We start from the raw sequence: 26098 nt of genomic DNA, 5'->3' as shown, positions 1-26098 counted from the left end.
CCGGGTGACGGTCGGCGGTCGGCGGTCGGCGATCGCAGTCAGGGGTCAGCCGTTGACCGCAGAACGCGCGTGACGCGCGGCACGTCACGCAACCCGTCGCGACGGCGTTGACGGTGTACCCTGGGCGTACAGCACCCCGCAACGCCTCCTGCAGAGGCCCGTGCAGATGCACGTGTCGCGTGCCAGCGGCCGATTCTTCCGTGGCGGTGCTTCCCCCCGGTGCCGGCTCAGACGCCCGTACCGTTCGGACCTCAGAACAACGCGTCCATCATCGACGCAGATCCAGTGAGGAACCTGTGACCAACAGCACCGACACCGCCGCAGCCCGTGGCGGGTCACTGAGCGCCCTCAAGCTCGTGCAGCTGCAGGAGATGGCCGGCGCGCTCGGAATCTCCGGCATCTCGAAGATGCGCAAGGGCGACCTCGTCACGGCCATCGAGTCGCGTGGCGGCTCCCGGCCGGCCCCGGCGTCCGCGGCCGCAGCACCCGCGGCGGCAGCGCCCGCGGCGGCAGCGCCCGCGACCGACGGCGAGCACTCCGCTCCGGCGCGTCGCACCCGCCGCGCGCAGCGCGTCGCGGGCGAGAGCGCGCCGAACACGTCGAACGAGGGTGGCGAGGGCGACACCCTGCGCAACGCCTCGCGTGACGACTCGAGCGAGGGTGGCCAGCGCGACAGCGTGCGCAACGCCTCGCGTGACGACTCGAGCGAGGGTGGCCAGCGCGACAGCGTGCGCAACGCCCCGCGTGACGACTCGAGCGAGGGTGGCCAGCGCGACAGCGTGCGCAACGCCCCGCGTGACGACTCGAGCGAGGGCCAGCGCGACGGCGCGCGCAATGCGCAGCGCGAGAACGGCCAGCGCGAGAACTCCCAGGGCGGCCAGCGCGACAACGCGCAGAGCGGCCGCCAGGGCCAGAACCGCCAGAACGGCCAGAACGGCCAGCAGCGCGACGGGCGCCGCGCGAGCCTCGAGGACATTAAGCTGCCCGAGCCCCGCGCCGAGGACGCCCCCGTCCGGGGCGGCCAGGGTGGCCAGCCCAGCGGTAACCAGGGCGGCAACCAGGGCTCCGGCTCGGCCGGCTCCGCGAGCTCCCAGAACAACCGGACGCGTCAGGCCGCCGGCCCCGACGTGTACGACGACGATCAGGGCGGCCGTCGCCGTCGGGGCCGTGACCGCTTCCGCGACCGCAAGCGTCGCGGCGGCCGCGGTGAGGCCCAGGTCGCCTACGAGGAGGTCGAGGTGACCGACGACGACGTGCTCGTCCCCGTCGCCGGCGTCCTGGACATCCTCGACAACTACGCCTTCGTCCGGACGAGCGGGTACCTCCCCGGCTCGGACGACGTCTACGTGCCCCTCAACCAGGTCAAGAAGAGCGGCCTGCGTCGCGGTGACGCGATCACCGGTGCGGTGCGCGCCCCCCGTGAGGGTGAGTCCCAGGGCAACCAGCGCCAGAAGTTCAACGCGCTGGTCCGCCTCGACACCGTCAACGGGATGAGCGTGGACCGCGCGCGTCAGCGCCCCGAGTTCGGCAAGCTCACCCCGCTCTACCCGCAGCAGCGCCTGCGCCTGGAGACCGAGCCGCGCGCCGTCACGGCCCGCATCATCGACCTCGTCTCGCCGATCGGGAAGGGTCAGCGCGGCCTCATCGTGGCCCCGCCCAAGGCGGGCAAGACGATCGTGATGCAGCAGCTCGCCAACGCGATCACCACGAACAACCCCGAGGTCCACCTCATGGTGGTGCTCGCGGACGAGCGTCCCGAGGAGGTCACCGACTGGGAGCGCACGGTCAAGGGCGAGGTCATCGCCTCGACGTTCGACCGTCCCCCGGGCGACCACACGATCATCGCGGAGCTCGCGATCGAGCGCGCCAAGCGTCTCGTCGAGCTCGGCAAGGACGTCGTGGTGCTGCTGGACTCCATCACGCGACTCTCGCGGGCCTACAACCTCGCCGCTCCCGCGTCGGGCCGCATCCTGTCCGGTGGTGTGGACGCGTCCGCGCTCTACCCGCCCAAGAAGTTCTTCGGCGCCGCGCGCAACATCGAGCACGGCGGTTCGCTGACGATCCTGGCTTCCGCGCTCGTGGAGACGGGCTCGAAGATGGACGAGGTCATCTTCGAGGAGTTCAAGGGCACCGGAAACATGGAGCTGCGCCTGTCCCGCCAGCTCGCGGACAAGCGCATCTTCCCGGCGATCGACGTGAACGCGTCCGGCACCCGCCGCGAGGAGATCCTCATCTCCGCGGACGAGCTCAAGATCGTCTGGAAGCTGCGCCGCCTCATGGGCGGTCTCGAGCAGCAGCCCGCGCTCGAGCTTCTCCTGGGTAAGGTGCGCGAGATCCCGACGAACGCCGAGTTCCTCATGACCGTCCAGAAGACCACCCCGACGGTCCCGAGCCAGGCCAACGAGCTCGTCGGCTGAGGGCGACCCGCGACTTGACGCGGGTGGCAGAATAGAACGCTGGCCCCCGGTTCACGTCCCTCGCACGAGCGGCGACCCGGCGGCTCCCCGAATTGGAGGACACCATGAAGAGCGGGATCCACCCCGAGTACGTCATCACCGAGGTGACGTGCACCTGCGGCAACACCTTCACCACCCGTAGCACCGCCACGTCCGGCCACATCAGCGCCGACGTGTGCAGCGCCTGCCACCCGTTCTACACGGGCAAGCAGAAGATCCTCGACACCGGCGGCCGCGTGGCCCGGTTCGAGGCGCGGTACGGCAAGAAGACCGCCAAGTAACGACGTCGACGAGCGCCGGCACCCGCCAGGGTGCCGGCGCTCGCGTCGTCTCCGGGCAGCGACGGCTGCGCCGACCACCGCGGTGCTGAGAGGAAGTGACATGGCCGAGGACTTCGCCGTCGTGGCGCCCATGCTGGCCGAGCACGCACGACTCGAGGCCGAGCTCGCCGACCCCGCGCTGCACGCCGACGCCGGCCGCGCCCGCTCCGTCGGGCGGCGCTACGCCGAGCTGGGCCGCGTCGTCGCTGCCTACCGCGCCTGGCGCCAGGCGAGCGACGACGCCGAGGCCGCCGCTGAGCTCGCCGCCGAGGACGAGGACTTCGCAGGCGAGCACGCGGCCCTGCTCGAGCAGAGCGAGGCCGCCGCGGAGCACCTGCGCCGCGTGCTCGTGCCCCGCGACCCCGACGACGGACGCGACGTCATCCTCGAGATCAAGGCGGGCGAGGGCGGTGAGGAGTCGGCGCTCTTCGCCGGCGACCTGCTGCGGATGTACACGCGCTACGCGGAGCGCCGCGGCTGGAGCACCCAGGTGCTCGAGGCCACCGAGTCCGCGCTGGGTGGCTTCAAGGACGTCCAGCTTGCGGTGAAGTCGCGCGGCGTCGGCGCCGACGGCGAGCCCGACGGCGTGTGGGCGCACCTGAAGTACGAGGGCGGCGTGCACCGCGTGCAGCGCGTCCCGGTGACCGAGTCGCAGGGCCGCATCCACACGTCCGCGGCGGGGGTGCTCGTGCTGCCCGAGGTGGAGGACGAGGGCGAGGTCGCGATCGAGCCCGGCGATCTGCGCATCGACGTGTTCCGCTCGTCCGGCCCGGGCGGGCAGAGCGTCAACACCACCGACTCGGCCGTCCGGATCACCCACCTGCCCACCGGGATCGTCGTCTCGATGCAGAACGAGAAGTCGCAGCTGCAGAACCGCGAGGCCGGCATGCGCGTGCTGCGCGCGCGGATCCTGGCGGCGCGCCAGGAGGAGGCCGCGGCTGCAGCGAGTGAGGCCCGCCGCTCGCAGGTGCGCACCGTCGACCGGTCCGAGCGGATCCGGACCTACAACTTCCCCGAGAACCGCATCGCCGACCACCGCACGGGCTACAAGTCCTACAACCTCGACGCCGTGCTCGACGGCGACCTCGACGCCGTGATCGCGTCCGCGATCGAGGTGGACGAGGCGGCGAAGCTCGCCGCCGCGGGCGAGTCGTGACGCACGAGCGCCCGACGGCGTCGCTGCGGGAGTACGTCGCCGGCGCCACCGCGCTGCTCGCCGAGGCGGGCGTGCCCTCGCCCGGACACGACGCGCGCGCCCTCGCGGCGCACGCCCTGGGGCGCGATCGGCTGGAGTATCTCGTCGGCGTCGACCTCCCCGACACCTTCGCCGCCGCCTTCGCCGAGCTGGTCGAGCGGCGCCGTCGACGCGAGCCGCTCCAGCACCTGCTCGGCCGGACGACGTTCCGGCATCTGGACCTGCTCGTCCGACCCGGCGTGTTCGTGCCGCGGCCCGAGACGGAGGTGGTCGCGCAGCACGCGATCGACGCCGCTCGCGAGGTCGCGCGAGCCGGTCGTGCGCCCGTCGTCGTCGACCTGTGCTGCGGCGCCGGTGGCATCGCGCTCGCGCTGGCGACCGAGGTCGAGCGGGTGCGCGTGCTCGCCGTCGACGCCTCCCCGGAGGCGGTGGCGCTCACCCGCGCCAACGCGGAGCGCGTCGGCGCCGACCTTGAGGTGCTGGTCGGTGACGTGCGCGACGTCGAGCTGCTCGCCGCGCTCGACGGCGCCGTCGACGTGCTCGTGGCCAACCCGCCCTACATCCCCCCGGACGCCGTTCCCGTGGACCCCGAGGTCCGCGACCACGACCCCCAGCTCGCGCTCTACGGCGGGGGAGCCGACGGCCTGGAGGTTCCGCGCGCCGTCGTGCGCGGCGCGGTGCGCCTGCTGCGTCCCGCCGGGGTCTTCGTGATGGAGCACGCCGAGGTCCAGGCGGCCGCGGCGCGCCAGGCCGCGCTGGCCGCGGGCCTGCGCGAGGTGACGTCGTTCGACGACCTCACCGGTCGCCCCCGGGGCGTGCGCGCCGTGCGGTGAGTCGAGCGCATGCCCGACGGCGCACACTCGCCGACGACGTGCGCGTGCGCCGTGCGCGGGGCGGGTCGAGCGGAGGGCCGCCGGCGAGGCCTCACGCGCGGGGCGGGCGGGACGCGCGCGCGGTGAACCAGCGGTGCAGCAGGACACCGAGCGCGATCCCGACGACATCGGCGGCGAGATCGGTGACGTCGCCGCTGCGGTGAGGCAGGAAGAAGTGCTGGACCAGCTCGCTCACGACCGCGTTGAGGGCGACCGCGGCGAGCAGGAGGCGCGTCGGGATGCCCGCGAGCAGCCCGGTCGCGGTGAGCGCGGCGAACGTCGCGGCATGCCCGAGGAGGTCCAGCCGCAGGCCGCCCGGCGGGCCCGGGACGCGCGGGGCGTACAGCACCCAGAGGTTGACGGCGAGCGCGAGGACGAAGGCGACCGCCCATGCCCGACGGTGGCCGGGGCGAGGCGACGGCGGGGCAGGGGACACGGGACGATCGTGGCATCCCGGCGGGACCGCACACGGGCGGCTCGGGCGTGAGCGGACCATCGGGGCGCCCGGAGCGTGGTCGGGTAGGCGCCCGCAGCGGCGCCGTTCAGGGCGCCGCGCGCGCCGAGCGGACCGGGTCGAGCCCCGATCGGTGGCAGGATCGAGCGCGTGATCGTGCTGCCCTGTGACGACGACGCCCGTGCCGACTCGATCGACCAGGCGGCCCGGGTGCTCGCGGACGGGGGGCTCGTCGTCCTGCCGACGGACACCGTGTACGGCATCGCGGCCGACGCCTTCGACGCCGACGCCGTCACGGCGCTGCTCGCGGCGAAGGGTCGCGGTCGGCAGATGCCGCCGCCCGTGCTGGTGGCGTCGCCGGCGATGATCGACGTGCTCGCCGTCGACGTGCCCCCTGCGGCACGTGCGCTCGCCGAGGTGTTCTGGCCCGGCGCGCTCACGCTCATCCTGCGCGCGCAACCCACCCTCACGTGGGACCTCGGTGACACCGCCGGGACGGTCGCGCTGCGCATGCCCGACGACGAGGTGGCCCTCGAGCTGCTGCGCCGGACGGGGCCGCTCGCGGTGTCGTCCGCAAACCGCACCGGCGCCCCGGCGGCCACGACCGCCGAGGGTGCACGCGACCAGCTGGGCGCCCGTGTGGCCGCCTACCTCGACGGCGGGCCGGCGCGAGGCGGGGTCGCCTCGACGATCGTGGACGCCACCGGGCCGGTCCTGCGGGTCGTGCGCGCGGGTGCGGTCACGGGCGAGCAGCTCGGTCGGGTGGTCCCGCACCTCGCTCCCACGCCTGCTCCCACAGGGGCGGCCGGCGAGCAGGCGTCCGGCGCGCCGGCCGCGCCGTCCGGCGCGGACGCGGCCGCCCGGGCGGACGGCGGACGCGACGGCGAGCACGGCGAGCCAACCGGCCGCGACGGCGAGCACCCCGATCGCGTCGGTGAGGACGGCGGTCCGCCCGCGTGAGGATCTACCTCCTGGTCATGGCGATCGCCGCGGCCGTGACCTTCCTCGTGATCCCCGCGGTCCGCGTGCTGGCCCGACGGGTGAACGCGGTGACCCCGCTGCGCGAGCGCGACGTGCACCGCGTGCCGACCCCGCGGCTGGGCGGCGTCGGGATGATGGCGGGGTTCGCCGTCGCGCTCCTCGTCGCCTCGCGCACGGAGTTCCTCGGCGAGGTCTTCGAGGCCTCGAACCAGGCGTGGGCGATCCTCGGCTCCGCGACCTTCATCTGCCTGCTCGGCGCCGCGGACGACATCTGGGACCTCGACTGGGTCACGAAGCTGGCGGGCCAGGTGCTCGCCGCGTGGATCATGGTGTGGCAGGGCGTCCAGCTCCTGACGCTGCCGCTCTTCGGGCTGAGCATCCTGTCCTCGACGATGTCGCTCGTGATCACCCTGCTCGTCGTGCTGGTCGCGGTGAACGCCGTCAACTTCGTCGACGGCCTCGACGGGCTGGCCGCCGGCATGGTGGCGATCGGCGGTCTCGCCTTCTTCGTGTACTCGTACCTGCTGACCGTGGCGACGGAGTCGGACTACTCCGACCTCGCCACGATGGTGGTGGCCGCCGTCGTCGGCTCGTGCCTCGGGTTCCTGCCGCACAACTTCTACCGGGCCTCGATCTTCATGGGCGACTCCGGGGCGCTGTACCTGGGGCTCACGCTCGCCGCCGCCGGCGTCGTGGTCACCGGAAACATCGACCCGGGCGTGCAGTACGAGGTGGCGACCTTCCCCGCCTTCCTGCCGATCCTGCTGCCGGTCGCGGTGATGCTCGTGCCGCTGGTCGACTTCGCGTTCGCCGTCGTGCGCCGCGTGGGTGCAGGAAAGTCACCGTTCACCGCCGACGGGCGGCACCTGCACCACCGCCTGCTCGCGCGCGGGCACTCCCACCGGCGGGCGGTCCTCATCATGTACTGCTGGACGACGGTCTTCGCGTTCGGGGCGGTCGGCTTCGCGTTCCTGCCCGCGCGGACCATGGTGGTCGCGCTCACGGTGGCCGTGGCCATCGGGATCGTCGTGACGCTCGTGCCGCTGCCGGTCCGCGGGGGCGCGCGGCTGCGGCACGAGCGGGCACGCACGCCCTGAGCGGGCGACCGTTCCGGCGACCGCTCGGCTGCAGCGCGGGCCGAGGCGCCGTGAGAAAGTAGGTGCCGTGACCGACGCGCGACGCACCCCCGCCGGCCCCCCGACCACCCCTCGCGAGCTGTTCGCGCAGATCCTGCGCCGGCTCGTCGTCGTGACCGCGGCGGTGACCGTGCTCGGTGCGCTGCTGGGGCTGCTCCTGCGGGGGACGCCCGGCCTGTGGGGCGGGCTGCTCGGCGGTCTGGTCGGCGTCATCTTCTGCCTCACCACGGTGGTGACCATGCAGCTGGGTGAGGGCCGATCACCCCAGTTCCTCGCCGTCGCGGTGCTCGGTGGGTGGGTCGTCAAGATGGTCGTGATCATCGCGATCCTGGCGTCCCTGCAGGGCCGCACGTTCTACGACAAGGTCGTGCTCGCCATCACCCTCGTGGTGATGGTGCTGGCCTCTCTCGTCATCGAGACGATGGCCGTCCGCGGTGCGCGGATCCCGGTCGTCAACCCCTCGGCGGGCAGCACACCCGAGCAGTGACGCGCCCCGCGCGGGCGGTGTGACCGTGCCCACACCCGGGCGTCCGTCCCGCCCGTCGGCGATCACCCGGACCAGTCCGGGCCATCCGGTAGGCTGCCACCAGACCCGCTGAGCCAGCACACAACGGCGTGAGAGCGCCGCTGCTGGGCCTTGCGCCGAACCACAAGACCCGGGGAGAGCATGAACACGGCTGGACTTCTCATGGCCGAGAGCGATCACGGATCGGGCTTCCACGCCCCGTCCATCCAGGAGTTCTTCCCGCCTGCCATCTGGTTCGACGGCACTCCGTTCGAGATCAACCGCATCCAGCTGGTCCGCTACATCCTCATGATCGGGCTGATCCTCTGGCTGTGGCTGTCCACCCGGCACGCGAAGCTCGTGCCCTCCCGCGCCCAGAGCGTGGTGGAGCTGCTGCTGGACTTCGTGCGGGTGCAGATCTGCGAGTCGACGCTCGGCAAGAAGCTCGGCCGTCGCTACACCCCGCTCATCACGATGATCTTCTTCTCGATCCTCGTGATGAACCTCGGCGGTGTGATCCCGTTCCTCAACATCGCGGGCACGTCCGTCGTCGGTCTGCCGCTGCTGTTCGCGCTCATCGCGTACGTGACCTACCTGGCGGCCGGCATCCGCGCCCAAGGGCTGGGCGGGTTCCTCAAGACGAACCTCTTCCCGCCGGGCGTGCCGAAGGCGCTGTACATCCTGCTCACGCCGATCGAGATCCTGCAGGTGTTCGTGCTCCGGCCGTTCACCCTCGCGCTGCGACTGCTCGCCAACATGATGGCCGGCCACCTCATGCTGGTGCTGTGCTTCAGCGCCACGAGCTTCCTCATCCTCGACGGTGGCGGCCTCATCAAGCTCACCGGCGTGCTCACGTTCGTAGCCGGGATCGGCATCACGGGCTTCGAGCTCTTCGTCGCCGCCCTGCAGGCCTACATCTTCGCGCTCCTCACCGCCGTCTACATCCAGATGTCGGTGGAGGAGGAGCACTGATCCGCTCGCGCTGAGCCGCCGCGGCGCGACCGGTCAGCGCACCGCACCCGCCCTTCGACCCCACCACCCCGACGACGGGTAAGGAACCCGCCGCCTCAGGAAGGACAACCATGGACATCCTCGCCGAGCTCAACGGCAACATCGCCACCGTCGGTTACGGCCTCGCCGCGATCGGCCCCGGCATCGGCCTCGGAATCCTCATCGGCAAGGCGCTCGAGGGCATGGCGCGCCAGCCGGAGGTCACCAACACGCTGCGCACCAACATGTTCATCGGTGTCGCCTTCGTCGAGGTGCTCGCACTGCTCGGCCTGATCACCGGCTTCCTGTTCTGATGCCGGGGACGTTGCTGGCCGACGAGGCGGTGTCGGGGATCGAGGTCTTCCTCCCCGCGTCGTACGACATCGTCGGCTCGCTCATCGTCACCGCGATCCTCGCGTTCTTCTTCTTCAAGTACCTCATGCCGAAGATGACCGCGCTGCTGGACGAGCGCGCCGCGAAGATCGAGGGTGGCATCGAGCACGCCGCGAAGGTCCAGGCCGAGGCCGAGGCTGCCAAGGCGGAGCGCGACGCCGAGCTCGTGGCTGCGCGCCAGGAGGCCGCTCGCATCCGCGAGGGTGCCACCGGTGAGGGCGCCGAGATCGTCACCGAGGCGAAGGCGAAGGCTCAGACCGAGGCGCAGCGCATCGTCGAGAACGCCCACCGTCAGATCGAGGCCGAGCGGCAGTCCGCCGTCGTCTCGCTCCGCGCGGACATCGGCAGCCTCGCGACCGAGCTCGCCTCGCGCATCGTGGGCGAGTCGCTCGCCGACGACGCGCGTCAGTCGCGCCTCGTGGACCGGTTCCTCGACGAGCTCGACGCGAGCACCGCGCCGACCGCTGCGACCGCCGGTCCCACGGACCAGCGTCCGACGGAGGGCTGATGCGCGCGACTAGCAAGGCGTCGCTCACGACGGCGACCGAGCGGTTCGAGCCGGTGCTCGCGGCCGCGGGGGAGCAGGCGGGCCAGGTCGGCGAGGAGATCTTCGCCGTCGTGGACGCGCTCGACTCCTCGGCGTCGCTGCGCCGGGCGCTCACCGACCCCACCCGGTCGGCAGACGCGAAGGCCGAGCTCGCGGAGCGCCTGCTCGGTGGCTCGGTGCGGCCGGACGTCGTGGCGCTGGTCGCGGGCATGGCGCGGGAGCGCTGGTCGGCGGACACCGACCTGCCCGATGCGCTCGAGGACCTGGGCACGACGGCGCAGCTCGTCGCCGCCGAGCACGGTCCCGGCCTCATGACGGTCGAGGACGAGCTGTTCCGGTTCGGCCGGGTGCTCGCCGACCAGCGGGAGCTGCGGGTGGCGCTCGCCGCGCGCAGGCTCCCGGCCGAGAACCGGGTCGGTCTCGCCGAGCGCGTGCTCGAGGGCGCGAGCCCCGAGACGATCGCCCTCGTGCGGCGAACGGTCTCGGCGCTGCGCCAGCGGTCCGTGACGGGCCGCCTCGCCCGGATCGGCGAGCTGGCCGCGGAGCGCCGCAAGCGGGTCGTGGCGAGCGTGCTGTCCGCCGCCCCGCTCACGCGGGCCCAGCTCGACCGGCTCACCGGGATCCTGTCCCGCGCGTACGGCACCGAGGTGCACGTCAACGCGGGCGTCGACCCCTCGTTCCTCGGGGGGCTGCGCATTCAGGTCGGCGCCGAGGTGGTCGACGCCACCATCCTGTCCAAGCTCGAGGAAGCGCGACGCCGGATCGCCGGCTGACCGCCCGACACCACACGTACACCGTGTCTCGCGCACGCGAGAGCGCGAGAGCAACGAGAGAAGGAACCGATGGCTGAGCTCACGATCAAGCCCGAGGAGATCAGGGCTGCGCTCGAGATGTTCGTCAGCTCCTACACGCCCACCGCCGACGCCCGCGAGGAGGTCGGGCGGGTCACGCTCGCCGCCGATGGCATCGCCGAGGTCGAGGGCCTGCCGGGCGCCATGGCGAACGAGCTGCTGACGTTCGAGGACGGCACGCTCGGCCTCGCGCTGAACCTGGACGTGCGCCACATCGGTGTGGTGGTCCTCGGCGAGTTCGCCGGCATCCAGGAGGGTCAGGAGGTCCGGCGCACGGGCGAGGTGCTCTCGGTCGCCGTCGGGGACGGGTACCTGGGCCGCGTCGTCGACCCGCTCGGCACCCCGATCGACGGGCTCGGTGACATCGAGACCACGACGCGCCGCGCCCTCGAGCTGCAGGCGCCCGGCGTGATGTCGCGCAAGTCCGTGCACGAGCCGCTGCAGACCGGCATCAAGGCCATCGACTCGATGATCCCGATCGGCCGCGGCCAGCGTCAGCTCATCATCGGCGACCGCAAGACGGGCAAGACCGCCATCGCGATCGACACGATCCTCAACCAGAAGGCCAACTGGGACTCCGGGGACCCGGAGAAGCAGGTGCGCTGCATCTACGTCGCGATCGGCCAGAAGGGCTCCACGATCGCGGCCGTGCGCGGTGCGCTCGAGGACGCCGGCGCGCTGGAGTACACGACGATCGTCGCCGCGCCCGCGTCCGACCCGGCGGGCTTCAAGTACCTGGCCCCCTACACCGGCTCGGCGATCGGCCAGCACTGGATGTACGAGGGCAAGCACGTCCTCATCGTGTTCGACGACCTGTCCAAGCAGGCCGAGGCCTACCGCGCGGTGTCGCTGCTGCTGCGCCGCCCGCCGGGCCGCGAGGCGTACCCGGGCGACGTGTTCTACCTGCACAGCCGCCTGCTCGAGCGTTGCGCGAAGCTGTCCGACGACCTCGGCGCCGGCTCGATGACGGGCCTGCCCGTCATCGAGACCAAGGCGAACGACGTCTCGGCGTACATCCCGACCAACGTCATCTCGATCACCGACGGCCAGATCTTCCTGCAGTCGGACCTGTTCAACGCCGACCAGCGCCCCGCTGTCGACGTCGGCATCTCGGTCTCCCGCGTGGGTGGTGCCGCGCAGGTGAAGGCGATGAAGTCGGTCTCGGGCACGCTCAAGCTCACGCTCGCGCAGTACCGCTCGCTGGCCGCGTTCGCGATGTTCGCCTCGGACCTGGACGCCGCGACGCGCCAGCAGCTCGACCGTGGTGCACGCCTGACCGAGCTGCTCAAGCAGCCGCAGTACTCCCCGTACCCCGTCGAGGAGCAGGTCGTCTCCATCTGGGCGGGCACGAAGGGTCATCTCGACAGCGTGCCGGTGGCCGACGTGCTGCGGTTCGAGCGCGAGCTGATCGACCACGTGCGCCGGTCCACCGACGTCCTGTCGACCATCGCGGACTCCGGCAAGCTCGAGGAAGCCACGGAGCAGGCGCTCCAGGCCGCCGTCGAGGACTTCACGCGGACGTTCACGACCTCGGACGGCTCGCTGCTGGTCGAGGACGCGACGGACGACGGCGAGGAGCTGCACGTCGAGCAGGAGACGATCGTCCGGCAGAAGCGGGGCTGAGCGTGGCCGGCTCGCAGCGCATCTACAAGCAGCGCATCCGCTCCACCCAGACCCTGAAGAAGGTCTTCCGGGCCATGGAGCTGATCGCTGCCTCGCGGATCGGCCGGGCGCGCGCCCAGGCCGAGTCCGCCGCCCCGTTCTCGCGCGCCATCACGCAGGCGGTCTCGGCCGTCGCGACCCACGCGCAGGTGGACCATCCGCTCACGTCCGAGCGGAAGGACACCAACCGGGTCGCGGTGCTCGTGGTGACGGCGGACCGCGGCATGGCGGGCGCGTACAACGCCTCCCTGCTGCGGGAGGCCGAGCGGCTCCAGGCGCGCCTGATCGACGAGGGCAAGGAGCCGGTCCTGTACGTGGCCGGCCGCCGCGGGGTGGGCTTCTTCCACTTCCGGTCCCGGCCCATGGTCAAGACCTGGACGGGCAACTCCGACGCGCCGCAGCTCGAGACGGCGCGGGACATCGCCGAGGAGCTGCTGCGTGCGTTCCGCGCGCCGGTGAGCGACGGCGGCGTGTCCGAGATCCACATCGTCTACACGCGGTTCCTCTCGATGGTGCGCCAGGAGCCGCGCGTGGTCCGGATCCTCCCGCTCGAGGTGGTGGAGGGCGTGGTGCCGCCGGGGGAGGACACCCTGCCGCTCTACGAGTTCGAGCCCTCGCCCGAGGTGGTGCTGGACGCGCTGCTGCCGCAGTACATCCTCGCCCGCATCTTCACGGCGCTGCACCAGGCCGCCGCGTCCGAGCTGGCCTCGCGCCAGCGGGCGATGCACACGGCGACCGACAACGCCGAGGACCTCATCCGTACCTACACCCGCCTGGCCAACACGGCCCGGCAGGCGGAGATCACCCAGGAGATCAGCGAGATCGTCTCGGGTGCCGACGCCCTGGCCGGCTGACCCACGAGAAGGACAACCATGACTGCAGAGACCGTGCCGGCCACGCCTGAGACGACCACCGGCGCCGGGACCGGACGGATCGCCCGTGTCATCGGGCCCGTCGTCGACATCGAGTTCGCCTCCGGCGTCCTGCCGGAGATCTACAACGCGCTCGTCACGACGATCGACATGCGCGGCCAGAGCGAGGGCGAGGCCGACTCGATCACGCTGACGCTCGAGGTCGAGCAGCACCTGGGCGACAACCTCGTGCGCGCGATCGCCCTCAAGCCGACAGACGGCCTCGTGCGCGGCGGCGAGGTGCGCGACACGGGTGGCCCGATCAGCGTCCCCGTCGGCGACGTGACCAAGGGCCACGTGTTCAACGTGATCGGCGAGCCGCTCAACGTGCCGGCCTCCGAGCTGGAGATCACCGAGCGCTGGTCGATCCACCGCAAGGCGCCCGCGTTCGACCAGCTCGAGTCGAAGACCACGATGTTCGAGACCGGCATCAAGGTCATCGACCTCCTCACCCCGTACGTGCAGGGCGGCAAGATCGGCCTGTTCGGCGGTGCCGGCGTCGGCAAGACCGTCCTCATCCAGGAGATGATCCAGCGCGTCGCGCAGGACCACGGCGGTGTGTCGGTGTTCGCCGGGGTCGGCGAGCGCACCCGTGAGGGCAACGACCTCATCGTCGAGATGGAGGAGGCGGGCGTCTTCGACAAGACCGCGCTCGTGTTCGGCCAGATGGACGAGCCGCCGGGCACGCGTCTGCGGGTCGCCCTGTCGGCGCTGACGATGGCGGAGTACTTCCGCGACGTGCAGAAGCAGGACGTGCTGCTCTTCATCGACAACATCTTCCGGTTCACCCAGGCCGGCTCGGAGGTCTCCACGCTGCTCGGCCGGATGCCCTCGGCCGTGGGCTACCAGCCGAACCTGGCCGACGAGATGGGCCAGCTGCAGGAGCGCATCACCTCCACCCGTGGTCACTCGATCACGTCGCTGCAGGCGATCTACGTCCCCGCGGACGACTACACCGACCCGGCGCCGGCCACGACGTTCGCGCACCTGGACGCGACGACCGAGCTGTCGCGTGACATCGCCTCCCGAGGGTTGTATCCCGCCGTGGACCCGCTCGCCTCGACGAGCCGGATCCTCGACCCGCAGTTCGTCGGCGAGCAGCACTACCGCGTCGCGACCCGGGTGAAGCAGATCCTGCAGAAGAACAAGGAGCTGCAGGACATCATCGCGATTCTCGGTGTCGACGAGCTCTCCGAGGAGGACAAGGTCACCGTGGCTCGCGCCCGGCGGATCGAGCAGTTCCTCTCGCAGAACACGTACATGGCCGAGAAGTTCACCGGTGTCGCCGGCTCGACCGTGCCGCTCGCGGAGACGATCGAGGCCTTCGACAAGATCAGCGACGGCGAGTACGACCACATGCCCGAGCAGGCGTTCTTCAACATCGGTGGGCTCGAGGACCTCGAGGCCAACTGGGCGCGCATCCAGTCGGAGCTGAAGTGAGCGGACCGCTGACGGTCCAGATCGTCGCCCCGGACCGCGTGCTGTGGTCCGGGGACGCCGACTTCGTGAGCGCCCCCGCGGCCGACGGCGCGCTCGGCCTGCTGCCCGGGCACGAGTCGGTGCTGGCGCTGCTGCGCGCGGGTGCCGTGCGCGTGCGCGCCGGGGGTGACGTGACCGAGTTCCCCGTGGAGCAGGGCTTCCTGTCGTTCGACGCGAACGTCGTGACGGTCGTCGTCGGCGGGCGGCACTGAGGCAGCCTGGGTGGGGGAGGTCCTGACCCACGTGCTGGCCGTCGCCGCGGTGGTGCTCGCCGTCGTGGTCGTGCTGGCCGCCCTCGCCTTCTGGGTGCGGCTGCGCGCCCTGGGCCGCCGGGTCGGCTCGTTCGAGTGCGCGCTGCGCACCCAGACGGGGTGGGCCGGCGGCATCGCGCACTACGGGGTGAGCACGTTGCGCTGGTACCGCATCGTGTCGCTCGCGCCGCGCCCCGCGCGCGAGTTCCCTCGGACGGACCTCGACGTCCTCGAGCGCGCGGTGCGTCCGACGCCCGACGGCGCAGCCTCCGGCATCCTCGAGGTGACCTGCCGCACGGCCTCGGAAGAGTACGTGCTGGCGATGTCGACCGCCTCGTACGCCGGACTGGCGTCCTGGCTGGAGTCCTCGCCGCCGCGCGAACGCACGCTCTGACCGTTCGAACACCACGCCGAAGGAGGACCCCGTGCGCGTGCTCGTCGCCACCTGCGCGGTGGACTACTCCGGGCGGCTGTCCGCCCACCTGCCGCTGGCCACGCGCGTCATCATGGTCAAGGCCGACGGCTCGGTGCTCGTGCACTCCGACGGCGGCTCGTACAAGCCGCTCAACTGGATGAGCCCGCCGTGCACGGTGCGGGTCACGCCCCCGAGCGTCGAGCAGGCGGCCGACGGCGTGCGCGAGGTCTGGACCGTGTCCGCCGCGAAGTCCGAGGACCAGCTCGTCATCGCGCTGCACGAGGTCCTGCACGACGTCAGCCACGACCTCGGCGTGGATCCCGGCCTCGTCAAGGACGGCGTCGAGGCGCACCTGCAGAAGCTGCTCGCCGAGCAGGTCCAGCTTCTCGGCGCCGGCCACACGCTCGTACGCCGGGAGTTCCCGACGGCGATCGGTCCCGTCGACCTCATGGTGCGCACCCCAGGGGGTGCGTCGGTCGAGGCGGGCGTCCCGGTGCGGCACGTCGCGGTCGAGATCAAGCGACGCGCGACGATCGACGCCGTCGAGCAGCTGACGCGGTACCTCGAGCTGCTCAACCGCGACCCGCTGCTTGCGCCCGTGCGCGGGGTGCTAGCCGCCCAGTCGATCGCCCCGCAGGCGCGCACGCTCGCCGTCGACCGCGGGATCGCCTGCCTCGTGCTGGACTACGACGCCATGCGCGGCGTGGACGACCCGGACTCGCGGCTGTTCTGACCACCCCGGGTAGCCTCGTGGTCATGGCCCGCCGCTCCCGCAAGCGTGACTACGGCGGCGAGCATCCCGAGCTGGACGTCGACTCCCTCACCCGCGGCTGGGTGCGCCGGGAGAGCACGGACGACGGTCACGCGTGGCAGACCCGCAGCGTCGGCGGGAGCGACAAGCCCTACCGGTGCCCGGGCTGCGACCAGATGATCGCACCCGGGACGCCGCACCTCGTGGTCTGGCCGGCCGACCATCTGCTCGGGGACGACGCGGCGCTGGCCGACCGCAGGCACTGGCACACCTCGTGCTGGCGCGCCGGACGACGCCCCACCCGGCGGCGCTGAGGCCAGGGCGCCGGGTCGCGTCCGGCGTCGAGGCGCGAACCGACGAGGACGGACGGGCCGGCAGCACCCGGCCGCGCCCGTCCTCGACCCCCTTGCCTGCGGCGTGCTAGCCGCAGCTCACCGCCGCGAACGGAACCGTGTAGGCGGAGTAGGACGCGGTGCCGTCGACCCACGTGTACCCGGCCACCGTGAGCGTGCCCGCCGCGAGCGCGCCGGCGTCGAAGGTCCGGTACACCGTGCCGTTCGCCGCGACGCCGGTGCTCTTGTGCTCGCCGAACGGCGTGATGATCCGCAGGTCGGCCTTGGCGCTCTCCTTGTTGAGCAGGTGGACGGCGAGCTGAGCCGTCGTGCCCACGCACTGTGTTCTGACGCTGATGCCGAGATCGACGGCGCCCCTGTCCGCCGCCGGGATCGTCTGGGACCACTGCCGGGTCGCGTTCCCCGCGCGGTCGACGGCCCGGTAGTGCACGTTCGCCGCCGCGGGCAGCGCGATCGGTGCCGTGTAGGTCTGCCACCCGCCCGAGCCGACCCGGTACTGGACCACGGCGATCCCGGAGTCGCCCGTCTGGGCGTCGGAGGCGACGATCGTCAGCGTGCGTGCCGGCTCCGAGAAGCGCGTGTCGAGCACCGGCGGTGTGCGGTCGGCCGCGGGCAGGGGCACGGTCGTGAAGTCGGTGTCCGTCGCCAGGTAGAAGCCGGGGTAGGACGGCTGGTTGTAGGTCGTCTGCTGGCGGGCGACCTCGGGGCGGTACTGGGCGTCGTGCATGAGCGTGTACAGCTTGACGTCGCTGAGGTCGGTCGAGACGAACAGTCGGATCGCGGAGGAGTCGGCCGTGCGCACGAGCAGCTCCTCGCGCCAGTCGCCGAGCACGTCGGCCACGAGGCCGGCGTTCCCCTTGGTGCCGTTGTTCGCGCGCGTGCCAGTGGCGGTGAGCATCGTGCCGTGCGTGCGGTCGCTCACCGTCACGTCCTGGTTGCCCGAGCCGTTGACGATCTGCGTGGACCCGTCACCGGCCCACCGAATGGACTGGTTCGTGCCCAGGCCGGTGCCGATCGGGGTGCCCTGCGCCGTGCGCAGGTCGGTCGCCCACGCCTCGAGGCCTGGCCGGGTCGGGTCGATGTCGCCGATCATCCCGCGTCCCGTGTCGCGACCGGTGTAGCCGCCCCACAGCACCTCGCCGGTCGCGGCGTCGCGCATGGCGAACCCGTACGGGGCGTAGGTCGCACCTTCGTGCACCGTGTAGATCTCCAGGCCCGGGCGGGTGGGGTCGATGTCGGTGACGTGCATGGCGTCACCGTGCCCCAGGCGCGCCTCGATCCCGGGCGTCGCGCTCTGCGGCGGCATCGTGGCGAAGGAGCTGTAAAGGAGGCTGCCGTCGTCGTCGATCGTCGCGGAGCCGTAGACGAGCTCCTGGCGACCGTCGGCGTCCACGTCGGCCACCGAGAGCGAGTGGAAGCCCTGCGTGGTGATCGTGCCGAACTCCGGGTCGCTGCCGTCCCGGCCGTGCGGGCCGTCGTTGAACGGGTTCGTCATGGGCGTCCACCCGGAGTCGACGAACCACCGCTGGGACAGGTGCTCGCCGTCCCAGTCGTACGTCGCGATCGTGCTGCGGGTGTAGTAGCCGCGCGCGAAGATCGCCGACGGCGTGCTGCCGTCGAAGTAGCCCACCCCCGAGAGGAAGCGGTCCACGCGGTTGCCCGGCTCGATGCGCGCCATCGCGTAGTCGCCCCACAGCAGGCCGTCGTCGGTGCGCCCGGGCTCGTAGGCGACGGTCTCGAGCTCGGCCCCGGTCGCGCCGTCGAACACCGAGAGGTACTCCGGACCCGACAGGATGAACCCCTCGAAGTTCCGCAGCCGGTTGTTGGCGCTGCGGCTGGGCGCGTAGACGTCCATGAAGTAGTCCACGAGCGCAGCGGCGTCCGCCTCGCTCAGCGGGTAGGAGTAGCGCGGCGCGATGCCCCAGGCCTCCTCGAGCGTCGCCGGCCACTGCCCGGACGTGACCTCCTCGCGCGTGCTCCAGCCCTGGAAGGTCTCGACGAGGTGGGCGTGGAAGTCGGCCTTGCTCACGCGGTAGTCATCGGCGTTCGTGTAGCCGGCGTCCAGGTCGGACTGCGGCATCGTGATGAAGGACGACTCGCCGTCGGGTGTGATCGTCCGCGTTCCGGGTGCGGTCTTGAGCATGACCTCGGCGCGGCCGTCGCCGTCGAAGTCGTAGACGAGGAACTGCGTGTAGTGGGCGCCGGCGCGAATGTTGACGCCGAGGTCGAGGCGCCACAGCAGGGTGCCGTCCTGCTCGTAGGCGTCCAGGAACACGCTGCCGGTGTAGCCGACCTGCGAGACGTCCTTGGAGTTCGACGGGTCCCACTTCACGAGGTACTCGTACGCGCCGTCGCCGTCGACGTCGCCGACGCTCATGTCGTTCGCGGAGTACGTGTAGGCCTCGCCCACGGGCGTGACGCCGTCGGCGGGGCGCTGGAGCGGGATGTCGACCGAGGCCTGGGCCCACGGGGTGACGCCCGCGGACGCGGGCAGCTCCACGCCGTCGACCACGGCCGCGACGGCGTAGCGCGACGTCGCGGTGCCGCTCGCGTCGAGGAAGTTGGTGGAGTCGGTGACGGTCGCGATCGCCGCGCCGTCCCGGTAGACGACGAAGTCGGCCCCGGTCACGCCCTCGGGCGTGGTGCCGGTCGCCTCGGAGCCGAGCAGTCGCCAGGACAGGAAGACGCCCTGCGGGGTGGTGGCCGCGACGAGGCCACGGTCGAGCAGCTCGAGGTGCGGGGTGACGGCGCTCGTCGCCGTCGTACCCGTTGTCGCCGCCGTGCTGGTGGCGCCCGTGTCGGGTGCCGCCGAGGCGGGGGACGCCGCGAGGGTGAGGCCGACCGCGGCGGCGAGGACGCCGGCGACGCGGTGCGGGTGGCGGGGGAGCGGGGCGGGACGGGTCGCGTGGGGTTCGTCATCGAGTCCTCCGGGTGGTGCGGGTGTCGTGCGTCTGGTCGTGCGTGGTGCCTGGTGTGGGTCGCGCGTCGGACGCCGCACGTGCCGACCGCCCCGCGCATCGACGTGCGGTCGCCCGGGCGATCGTCGATGTTGAAACGATTTACGGCCCGGTTGCTGCCATCCTATGAGCCGCCTGGGGAGACTGGCTATGCGCCGAACGGCTACGTCACTGGCCGAAAGTCGATGCCCGCGCCGGCTCGCCGTGGACGCGCATCCCTCGCGCGAGCGCGCGCGCCGGGCGTGCGCCGGGCGTGCGCCGGGCGTGCGCCGGGAGCGTCCGCTGGGAGCGTGCGCCGGGCGTGCGCGCCGCGCCAGCACGCACGCCCCCGACCCGGGCGGCCGACCGAGGTGTCGGCGCGATATGCGGGTGACCGGTGGGCTCGCCGTCGGGCAGGGTGGTCCGTATGGGCCACCTCGATCTTGCCGGCATCACGTTCGCGCTCCCCGACGGACGTCCGCTCCTCGGCGGCGTGGACCTGCGCGTCGGCGAGGGGCAGCGCGTCGCGCTGGTCGGGCCGAACGGGGTGGGCAAGTCCACGCTGCTGCGGATCGTCGCGGGGGAGCAGGCGCCCGACTCCGGCGCCGTGACCCGCAGCGGTGGGCTCGGCGTCATGCGGCAGTTCGTCGGCTCGGTGCGCGACTCCTCCACGGTGCGCGACCTCCTGCTGTCCGTCGCGCCCGAGCGCGTGCGGGCGGCGGGGCTCGCCGTCGACCGCTGCGAGGAGGAGATGCTCGTGCGGGACGACACCCCAACGCAGCTCGCCTACGCGCAGGCGCTCGCGGACTGGGCGGATGTCGGTGGCTACGAGCAGGAGACGGTCTGGGACGTGTGCACGACGGCGGCGCTCGCCCTCCCGTACGACCGCGCGGCCTACCGCCGGGTCTCGACCCTCTCCGGCGGGGAGCAGAAGCGGCTGGTGCTCGAGGCGCTGCTGCGCGGCGGCGACGAGGTGCTCATGCTCGACGAGCCCGACAACTACCTCGACGTGCCCGCCAAGCGGTGGCTCGAGGACGCGCTCGTGGCGAGCGGGCGCACGATCCTGCTCGTCACGCACGACCGCGAGCTGCTCGGCCGGGTCGCCACGCGCGTCGCGACGCTCGAGCCCGGCGCGGCGGGCGCGACCGTGTGGGTGCACGCCGGTCCGTTCGCGACGTACGCGCAGGCCCGCGCCGATCGGCTGAGTCGGCTCGAGGAGCTGCGCCGGCGCTGGGACGAGGAGCACGCCAAGCTCAAGGCGCTCGTCCTCATGTACAAGACGAAGGCTGCGTACAACGACGGGCTCGCGGCGCGCTACCAGGCGGCGCAGACCCGGCTGGCGAAGTTCGAGGAGGCCGGACCGCCGCAGGAGGTGCCGCAGACGCAGGCCGTGTCGATGCGGCTGCGCGGCGGGCGCACCGCCAAGCGCGCCGTCGTCGTGGAGCAGCTCGAGCTCACCGGCCTGACCCGGCCGTTCGACGCCGAGCTCTGGTACGGCGAACGGATCGGCGTGCTCGGCGCCAACGGGACGGGCAAGTCGCACTTCCTCCGCCTGCTGGCGGCGGGCGGGACCGATCCCGACGTCGAGCACCAGCCGGTAGGCGACGTGCGGCCCGAGCCGGTGCGCGCCACCGGGGTGGCCCGCCTGGGGTCGCGCGTGCGGCCCGGCTGGTTCGCCCAGACGCACCAGCACCCGACGCTCGTGGGCCGCACGCTGCTGGAGATCCTGCACCGCGGCGACGCGCACCGCGCGGGCCGCCCGCGCGAGGAGGCCTCCCGCGCGCTGGACCGGTACGGGCTCGCGCGCAGCGCGGAGCAGACGTTCGAGACGCTGTCGGGCGGCCAGCAGGCCCGGTTCCAGATCCTGCTCATCGAGCTCTCGGGCGCCACGCTGCTGCTCCTCGACGAGCCGACCGACAACCTCGACCTCGACTCCGCCGAGGCGCTCGAGGCCGGACTCGCGGCGTTCGAGGGGACCGTGGTCGCGGTGACCCACGACCGCTGGTTCGCCCGGTCGTTGGACCGGTTCGTGGTGTTCGACGGCGACGGTCGCGTCAGCGTGACGGACGAGCCGGTGTGGGAGGTCGGCCGCGCGCGGAGGTGAGCGGTGTAGGGCGCGGTGTATGCAGCGCACCAACATCTTCCTCGAGGAGCGACAGACGGACTCGCTGGACGCGATGGCGCGCCTCGAGGGTGTCTCGCGCGCCGAGGTGATCCGCCGGATCATCGACCGCGCGATCGACGGCGAGGGGAACGCCGAGGCGCGTCGACGCGCCGCGATCGACCTCTCCTTCGGTGCCGCCGCCCGGATCGCCGTGGAGCGGGGCGCCGACGACGCGCGCGCGGCCCAGCTCGCGAGCATGTGGGGTCGGGACGCGTGATCCTGGTCGACTCCGACGTCCTCATCGCCCACCTGCGGGGCGTCGCGAGCGCCCGCGACTGGTTGCGCGACGCGCCGGCGGAGACGCTGACGGTCAGCGCGGTGACCGTGGCCGAGGTGACGGGTGGGATGCGGGAGTCGGAGGAGCGCGCCGTCACCGCACTGCTCGGGGTGCTCCCGACCGTTCCGGTCACCGATCCGGTCGCGCGGCGAGCCGGCGCGTTGCGTCGCGCGTTCGACCGCAGCCACTCGGGCATCGCGCTGGGGGACTACCTCATCGCGGCCACGGCCCTCGAGCACGGCTTCCAGCTGGCTACGCTCAACACGCGCCACTTCTCGATGTTCCCCGGCCTCGAGCCGCCGTTCGCCGTCGGCTGAGCCGGCCGAACGGGCCGTAGGCTGGGCGGCGATGAGCACCCCGATCGGACCGCTGACCGTGCTGCCCGCGCAGCGCGAGAACATCGAGCTGCACACCGCCGACCACCTCACGCTGGTGGGCGAGCTCGCCCTGCCCGAGGAGGCCGAGCCCGCGGCGACGCTCCTCACGCTGCACCCGCTGCCCACCCACGGCGGGTACATGGACAGCCACGTGTACCGCAAGGCGTCCTGGCGCCTCCCGGCGCTCGCCGACGTCGCCGTGCTGCGGTTCAACACCCGCGGCACCGCGTCGCCCCGAGGCGTGTCCCAGGGCCGCTTCGACGGCGGGCACGACGAGCGGCACGACGTCGCCGCGCTGCTGGACTACGCCGAGTTCCACGACCTGCCGAACCGCTGGCTCGTGGGCTGGTCGTTCGGCACCGAGCTCACCCTCATGCACGGCCGGGACCCCTCGATCGAGGGTGCGATCCTGCTGTCCCCGCCGCTGCATCGCGCCACCGACGCCGACCTGGACGCGTGGGCCGAGTTCGGCAAGCCGCTCACCGTGCTGGTGCCCGAGCTCGACGACTACCTGCGACCCGACGAGGCGCGCGAGCGGTTCGCGCGCGTGCCCCAGGCGCGGGTCATCGCGGGGGAGGGGATGAAACACCTCTGGGTCGGCGAGACCGCGGTGCGCTGGGTGCTCTCCCAGATCCTCGAGGTCGTCAACCCGGCCGCTCTGCCGCTGCCCACCGAGTGGGCGGGCGAGCTCCCCGACGAGCCCGACCCGTCCGCCGAGATCTGACCGCACCGAGTCCGACCGCACCGAGGAGTGACCGTGTCCGAGCCCGACGTCGTCCCCGTAGTCCTGCTGCACGGCTTCCCGTTCGACGCCACCATGTGGGACGACGTCGTCGAGCTGCTCGGCGAGCGCGACGTGCCCACGATCGCGATCGACGCCCCCGGGGCGGGTGAGTCTCCCGTGCCCGACGGCGAACCCTCCCTCGACGTCGCGGCCGACGGCGTCGCGGAGGTGCTCGAGGAGCTCGGCCTGGACCGGGCGATCCTCGCGGGCCTCTCGATGGGCGGCTACATCGCGCTCGCGACGACGCAACGGCATCGGTCGCTCGTCGCAGGCCTCGCGCTGCTCGACACCAAGGCGAGCGCCGACCCGCCGGCGGCGCGGGAGAACCGGCTCCGGATCGCGGACGCTGCCGAGGGCGAGGAGGGGAGCGGCGCCGTCGCCGGCATGCTCGAGAAGCTCCTCGGCGCGACGACGCTCGCCACCGAGCCCGACGTCGTGGCGCAGCACCGCGCCTGGCTCGCCGCCGCGTCGCCCGCCGGGATCGCGTGGGGTCAGCGGGCGATGGCCGCTCGGCCCGACCGCTTCGCGGTGCTCGAGGACCTCGAGGTGCCCGGGCTCGTGCTGCGCGGCGCCGAGGACGAGATCGCCACGCAGGAGGACGCCGAGGCGATGGTGCGGGCGATCACCGCGAACGGGGGCGACGCCGAGCTCGTCATCGTGCCGGGGGCGGGGCACATGACCGCGACCGAGGATCCGGAGGCCGTGGCTGACGCGCTCGAGGCGTTCTGGCGGCGGGTCACCGGGCGGTAGGGCGGTCTCTGGCCGGTGTGCGCGGGCTGGCGCTTGAGGGCTGGTGCGAAGCGACGGACGACGCGAGCGGCGGCTCGCCTCGCTCACGCTCGCTCGTTCCTCGCGAGCTCCGCTACGGCTCGACGGCTTCGCCGCCGCTCGCGTCGTCCGCCGCTTCGCTTCGCTCGTCCCCCCCGCTCGGTCCGCCACTTCGCGAGTCTTGCGAACATGCGCCCGGCAGCTCCACGCATCCGGCCCGGCGGGTTAGTGGCGCAGGTGGCGCGCCAGAGCGGCGTCCATGTCAATCGTCTCGCCGTCTCCGCCGCCCTCGCCCACGATGAGGGGTGGCTGAACGGGCTTCGGGCGGTAGCCGCGCATGCGTTCGACCAGGCCGAGGTCGGCCGTCATGACGTAGAAGTGGCCGTCCGTGGCCACCGCGACCGAGCGGTCCGTCTTGAGGTACCAGCCCATCAACCCCGACTTCGCCTGGCCGCCCTTGCGACCGCGCACGACGAGGGGCTCGGGCGGCACGGCGTCGCGCTCGGCGGTGGCGAGGAAGGCGTCGATCATCGCCTGCGCGCGCTCGGCCTCGGCGTCCTTGCGCGCCACGAGTCGACGCGCGTGCTCGGCGGCCGCCTCCCGGCGGCCCTGGGCCCAGTCCTGCTCGTCCATCGCCTCAGCGACGGGCCGCGGCGGGGTCCGTGGTCTCCTCGGCCGAGCTCGACTCGGACACCGCGGTCAGGACCTCGGTGTGCTCGGAGTCGTCGTCGGAGTCGTCGGAGTCGTCGCCGGAGTTGTCGTTGGCCTCGGCATCGGCCTCGGAGTCGGCCTTGATGTCGTCGTCGGTGTCGGTGTCGGTGTCGGTGTCGGCCTCGACGTCGACCTCGGCGGACGCCGGTGCCTCAGCCCCCGTCTCGTCCGACGGCGCGCCGTCGCCCTCGGGCGTGTCGCTCGAGGCGGCCTTGCGTGCGGAGCCCTGCTCGCCGTCGTTCTCGGTGGCCTCGCGCAGCGCGGCCTCGGCCTGGTCCGCCTTCTCGATGAGGCTGGCGTCCGGCACGGTCGAGGAGCCGAGCAGGCCGCGCAGCTCGTCGAGGTAGGTGGTGATCGCCTCGCGCTGCTTCTCGAGGTCGGCGACCTCGTCGCGGATCTCGCCGAGCTGCCGCTTGGCCTCCTCGCTCGCGCGGGCGAGGGTGCGGTCGGCCTGCTCCTTCGCGTCGGCGACGATCCGGTCGGCCTGGTCGCGCGCGGACCCGAGGGTCTGGGCCGCGGAGGCCTCCGACGAGCTCGCGATCGCCTGGGCGCGGGCGAGCGCGTCGACCACGCGCTGCTCGGCGTCGGCCACCTGGGCCCGGGCGTCCGCGAGCAGCTGGTCGACGTCCGCCTTGGCGGCCGCGTGCAGCTCGGTGTTCTCGGCCTCGGCGGCCTCCCGGCGCAGCGCGATGTCGAGCTCGCCCTCGGCGCGCTCGCGCGTCGCCTGGTCGACGAGCGCGATCGCGCGCTCCTCGGCGTCGGCGGTCACGCCGGCGGCGGTGCTGGACGCCTCCGCGAGCAGGGCCTCCGCCTCGCCGCGGCTGCGCTCGCGCAGCCCGGTCGCGAACTCCTCGGCCTCCTTGCGCAGGCGGGCCGCCTCGGCGGTGGCGGTGGCGAGCAGGTCGCGGGCCTGCTGCTCGGTGGCCAGACGCAGCTCGGTGGTCTCGCGCTCGACCTGCGCGGTGCGCGCCGCGAGCTCGCGCTCGAGCGCCCCGCGCCGCTCGGAGATCTCGGTGGCGAGCGCGCCCCGCACGCCCCGGGCCTCGCGCTCGGCGGACTCGACGAGCTCGGTCGCGGTGAGTGTCGCGTTCGAGCGGACGCTGTCGGCCTCGGTGCGGGCGGCGATCGTGACGTGCTCGGCCTCGCGACGCGCCGCGGCGACCAGGTCGGCCGCCTCGCGCTCGGCCCTCGCGAGCGTGCGCTCGGCGTCGGCCCGGCTCGAGGCGGCGAGGGTCTCGGCCCGCTTGGTGGCCTGGGTGACGACGTCGGTGCTCTGCTCCTCGGCGGAGCGCAGGAGGTGCTCGATCCGCGAGCCGAGTCCTGCGTAGGTGGGGGTCTCGGTCTCGCTCAGGGCGCGCTGGACCTCCGAGAGCTGACCGCCCAGGCGCAGCGCCTCGGCGTCGGAGGCCTCGACCTGACGGCGCGCCTCGGCGATCGTGCGCTGCAGGTCGGCGATGTGCTGGTCGACCTGGGCGCGGTCGTAGCCCCGCAGCACCACCGGGAACGTGTTCTGCTCGTCGCTCATCCCTGTCCCGCTCCCGCCATCGATCCTCGACTCA

At 72.7% G+C, this 26098-nt stretch carries 27 protein-coding genes; 23 read left to right on the top strand and 4 right to left on the bottom strand.

Annotated features, from left to right (window positions below):
• Nucleotides 1–296: 296 nt before the first annotated feature.
• The 4 genes from rho to prmC all read left to right on the top strand — a co-directional run bounded on the left by rho (nt 297) and on the right by prmC (nt 4804).
• A complete protein-coding gene (gene rho / locus AC3AQ1_RS03975) occupies nt 297–2417 on the top strand; it encodes a transcription termination factor Rho (protein WP_108717907.1) in 2121 nt (706 codons plus the stop codon).
• Nucleotides 2418–2521: 104 nt separating this feature from the next.
• A complete protein-coding gene (gene rpmE / locus AC3AQ1_RS03970; RefSeq protein ID WP_108717906.1) occupies nt 2522–2737 on the top strand; it encodes a 50S ribosomal protein L31 in 216 nt (71 codons plus the stop codon).
• A 100-nt stretch (nt 2738–2837) separates the two neighbouring features.
• Nucleotides 2838–3932 (top strand): peptide chain release factor 1, encoded by a 1095-nt coding sequence (gene prfA / locus AC3AQ1_RS03965; RefSeq protein ID WP_108717905.1) that lies wholly within the window; start codon nt 2838–2840, stop codon nt 3930–3932.
• On the top strand, nt 3929–4804 hold the full coding sequence (gene prmC, locus AC3AQ1_RS03960) for a peptide chain release factor N(5)-glutamine methyltransferase (RefSeq protein ID WP_108717904.1): 876 nt from the start codon (nt 3929–3931) through the stop codon (nt 4802–4804). Before prfA ends, prmC begins: the two co-directional genes overlap by 4 nt.
• Nucleotides 4805–4895: 91 nt before the next feature.
• Here the strand turns inward: prmC and AC3AQ1_RS03955 are convergent, their stop codons facing one another.
• Nucleotides 4896–5279 carry a VanZ family protein gene (locus tag AC3AQ1_RS03955; RefSeq protein WP_108717903.1) on the bottom strand — a complete coding sequence of 128 codons (384 nt, stop codon included), beginning with the start codon at nt 5277–5279 and terminating at the stop codon, nt 4896–4898.
• 168 nt (nt 5280–5447) lie between these two features.
• Here AC3AQ1_RS03955 and AC3AQ1_RS03950 point away from each other — a divergent pair, with 168 nt between their 5' ends.
• The 14 genes from AC3AQ1_RS03950 to AC3AQ1_RS03885 all read left to right on the top strand — a co-directional run bounded on the left by AC3AQ1_RS03950 (nt 5448) and on the right by AC3AQ1_RS03885 (nt 16483).
• Nucleotides 5448–6257 (top strand): L-threonylcarbamoyladenylate synthase, encoded by an 810-nt coding sequence (locus AC3AQ1_RS03950; protein ID WP_234417750.1) that lies wholly within the window; start codon nt 5448–5450, stop codon nt 6255–6257.
• Complete coding sequence (locus AC3AQ1_RS03945) at nt 6254–7375, top strand: MraY family glycosyltransferase (RefSeq protein ID WP_108717902.1); 1122 nt, start codon at nt 6254–6256, stop codon at nt 7373–7375. Before AC3AQ1_RS03950 ends, AC3AQ1_RS03945 begins: the two co-directional genes overlap by 4 nt.
• A gap of 67 nt (nt 7376–7442) precedes the next feature.
• Complete coding sequence (locus tag AC3AQ1_RS03940) at nt 7443–7901, top strand: Cg1360 family ATP-synthase-associated protein (protein WP_108717901.1); 459 nt, start codon at nt 7443–7445, stop codon at nt 7899–7901.
• 201 nt (nt 7902–8102) lie between these two features.
• Nucleotides 8103–8891 (top strand): F0F1 ATP synthase subunit A, encoded by a 789-nt coding sequence (gene atpB, locus AC3AQ1_RS03935; protein WP_234417749.1) that lies wholly within the window; start codon nt 8103–8105, stop codon nt 8889–8891.
• Nucleotides 8892–9001: 110 nt separating this feature from the next.
• Nucleotides 9002–9223, top strand: a complete 222-nt coding sequence (atpE, locus tag AC3AQ1_RS03930; RefSeq protein WP_108717899.1) for an ATP synthase F0 subunit C — start codon at nt 9002–9004, stop codon at nt 9221–9223.
• On the top strand, nt 9223–9810 hold the full coding sequence (locus AC3AQ1_RS03925; protein ID WP_108717898.1) for a F0F1 ATP synthase subunit B: 588 nt from the start codon (nt 9223–9225) through the stop codon (nt 9808–9810). Before atpE ends, AC3AQ1_RS03925 begins: the two co-directional genes overlap by 1 nt.
• Nucleotides 9810–10622, top strand: a complete 813-nt coding sequence (locus AC3AQ1_RS03920; protein WP_108717897.1) for a F0F1 ATP synthase subunit delta — start codon at nt 9810–9812, stop codon at nt 10620–10622. Before AC3AQ1_RS03925 ends, AC3AQ1_RS03920 begins: the two co-directional genes overlap by 1 nt.
• A 69-nt stretch (nt 10623–10691) precedes the next feature.
• The gene (gene atpA, locus AC3AQ1_RS03915; RefSeq protein WP_108717896.1) at nt 10692–12323 is read left to right on the top strand and encodes a F0F1 ATP synthase subunit alpha; all 1632 of its coding nucleotides are present in this window, start codon (nt 10692–10694) and stop codon (nt 12321–12323) included.
• A gap of 2 nt (nt 12324–12325) precedes the next feature.
• The gene (locus AC3AQ1_RS03910; RefSeq protein WP_108717895.1) at nt 12326–13216 is read left to right on the top strand and encodes a F0F1 ATP synthase subunit gamma; all 891 of its coding nucleotides are present in this window, start codon (nt 12326–12328) and stop codon (nt 13214–13216) included.
• 18 nt (nt 13217–13234) lie between these two features.
• Entirely contained in the window at nt 13235–14713 is a 1479-nt protein-coding gene (atpD, locus tag AC3AQ1_RS03905) for a F0F1 ATP synthase subunit beta (protein WP_108717894.1), read from the top strand.
• The gene (locus AC3AQ1_RS03900; RefSeq protein ID WP_108717893.1) at nt 14710–14964 is read left to right on the top strand and encodes a F0F1 ATP synthase subunit epsilon; all 255 of its coding nucleotides are present in this window, start codon (nt 14710–14712) and stop codon (nt 14962–14964) included. The genes atpD and AC3AQ1_RS03900 overlap by 4 nt, the downstream gene beginning before the upstream one ends.
• A 10-nt stretch (nt 14965–14974) precedes the next feature.
• Nucleotides 14975–15397, top strand: a complete 423-nt coding sequence (locus AC3AQ1_RS03895) for a DUF2550 domain-containing protein (RefSeq protein ID WP_108717892.1) — start codon at nt 14975–14977, stop codon at nt 15395–15397.
• 31 nt (nt 15398–15428) lie between these two features.
• Nucleotides 15429–16151 (top strand): endonuclease NucS, encoded by a 723-nt coding sequence (gene nucS / locus AC3AQ1_RS03890; protein WP_108717891.1) that lies wholly within the window; start codon nt 15429–15431, stop codon nt 16149–16151.
• Nucleotides 16152–16174: 23 nt separating this feature from the next.
• Complete coding sequence (locus tag AC3AQ1_RS03885; protein WP_108717890.1) at nt 16175–16483, top strand: hypothetical protein; 309 nt, start codon at nt 16175–16177, stop codon at nt 16481–16483.
• Between the two features lie 106 nt (nt 16484–16589).
• On the opposite strand, the gene AC3AQ1_RS03880 is transcribed toward AC3AQ1_RS03885, so the two are convergent.
• Nucleotides 16590–19520, bottom strand: coding sequence for a rhamnogalacturonan lyase (locus AC3AQ1_RS03880; protein ID WP_159096366.1), 2931 nt, complete (start codon nt 19518–19520; stop codon nt 16590–16592).
• A 365-nt stretch (nt 19521–19885) separates the two neighbouring features.
• Here AC3AQ1_RS03880 and AC3AQ1_RS03875 point away from each other — a divergent pair, with 365 nt between their 5' ends.
• Genes AC3AQ1_RS03875 through AC3AQ1_RS03855 form a run of 5 tightly spaced genes read left to right on the top strand, consistent with a single transcriptional unit; the run spans nt 19886 to nt 23810 of the window.
• The gene (locus AC3AQ1_RS03875) at nt 19886–21562 is read left to right on the top strand and encodes an ABC-F family ATP-binding cassette domain-containing protein (protein WP_108717889.1); all 1677 of its coding nucleotides are present in this window, start codon (nt 19886–19888) and stop codon (nt 21560–21562) included.
• 19 nt (nt 21563–21581) lie between these two features.
• Nucleotides 21582–21839 (top strand): ribbon-helix-helix protein, CopG family, encoded by a 258-nt coding sequence (locus tag AC3AQ1_RS03870; protein WP_108717888.1) that lies wholly within the window; start codon nt 21582–21584, stop codon nt 21837–21839.
• Nucleotides 21836–22216: a type II toxin-antitoxin system VapC family toxin gene (locus AC3AQ1_RS03865; protein WP_108719963.1), complete on the top strand. Its 381-nt coding sequence runs from the start codon at nt 21836–21838 to the stop codon at nt 22214–22216. The genes AC3AQ1_RS03870 and AC3AQ1_RS03865 overlap by 4 nt, the downstream gene beginning before the upstream one ends.
• Before the next feature lie 31 nt (nt 22217–22247).
• Nucleotides 22248–23000, top strand: coding sequence for an alpha/beta hydrolase (locus AC3AQ1_RS03860; RefSeq protein WP_108717887.1), 753 nt, complete (start codon nt 22248–22250; stop codon nt 22998–23000).
• A 33-nt stretch (nt 23001–23033) separates the two neighbouring features.
• Complete coding sequence (locus AC3AQ1_RS03855) at nt 23034–23810, top strand: alpha/beta fold hydrolase (RefSeq protein ID WP_234417747.1); 777 nt, start codon at nt 23034–23036, stop codon at nt 23808–23810.
• A 243-nt stretch (nt 23811–24053) separates the two neighbouring features.
• Here AC3AQ1_RS03855 and AC3AQ1_RS03850 read toward each other — a convergent pair whose 3' ends face one another.
• Together AC3AQ1_RS03850 and AC3AQ1_RS03845 are read right to left on the bottom strand one after the other, a co-directional pair.
• On the bottom strand, nt 24054–24461 hold the full coding sequence (locus AC3AQ1_RS03850; protein WP_108717886.1) for a hypothetical protein: 408 nt from the start codon (nt 24459–24461) through the stop codon (nt 24054–24056).
• A gap of 4 nt (nt 24462–24465) precedes the next feature.
• Nucleotides 24466–26064 carry a coiled-coil domain-containing protein gene (locus AC3AQ1_RS03845; RefSeq protein WP_159096365.1) on the bottom strand — a complete coding sequence of 533 codons (1599 nt, stop codon included), beginning with the start codon at nt 26062–26064 and terminating at the stop codon, nt 24466–24468.
• Between the last annotated feature and the right edge of the window lie 34 nt (nt 26065–26098).

Source organism: Miniimonas sp. S16 (genome assembly GCF_057748195.1).
Note: the sequence above shows the minus strand (reverse complement) of the source record. Positions and strands in the feature narration are given on the sequence as shown.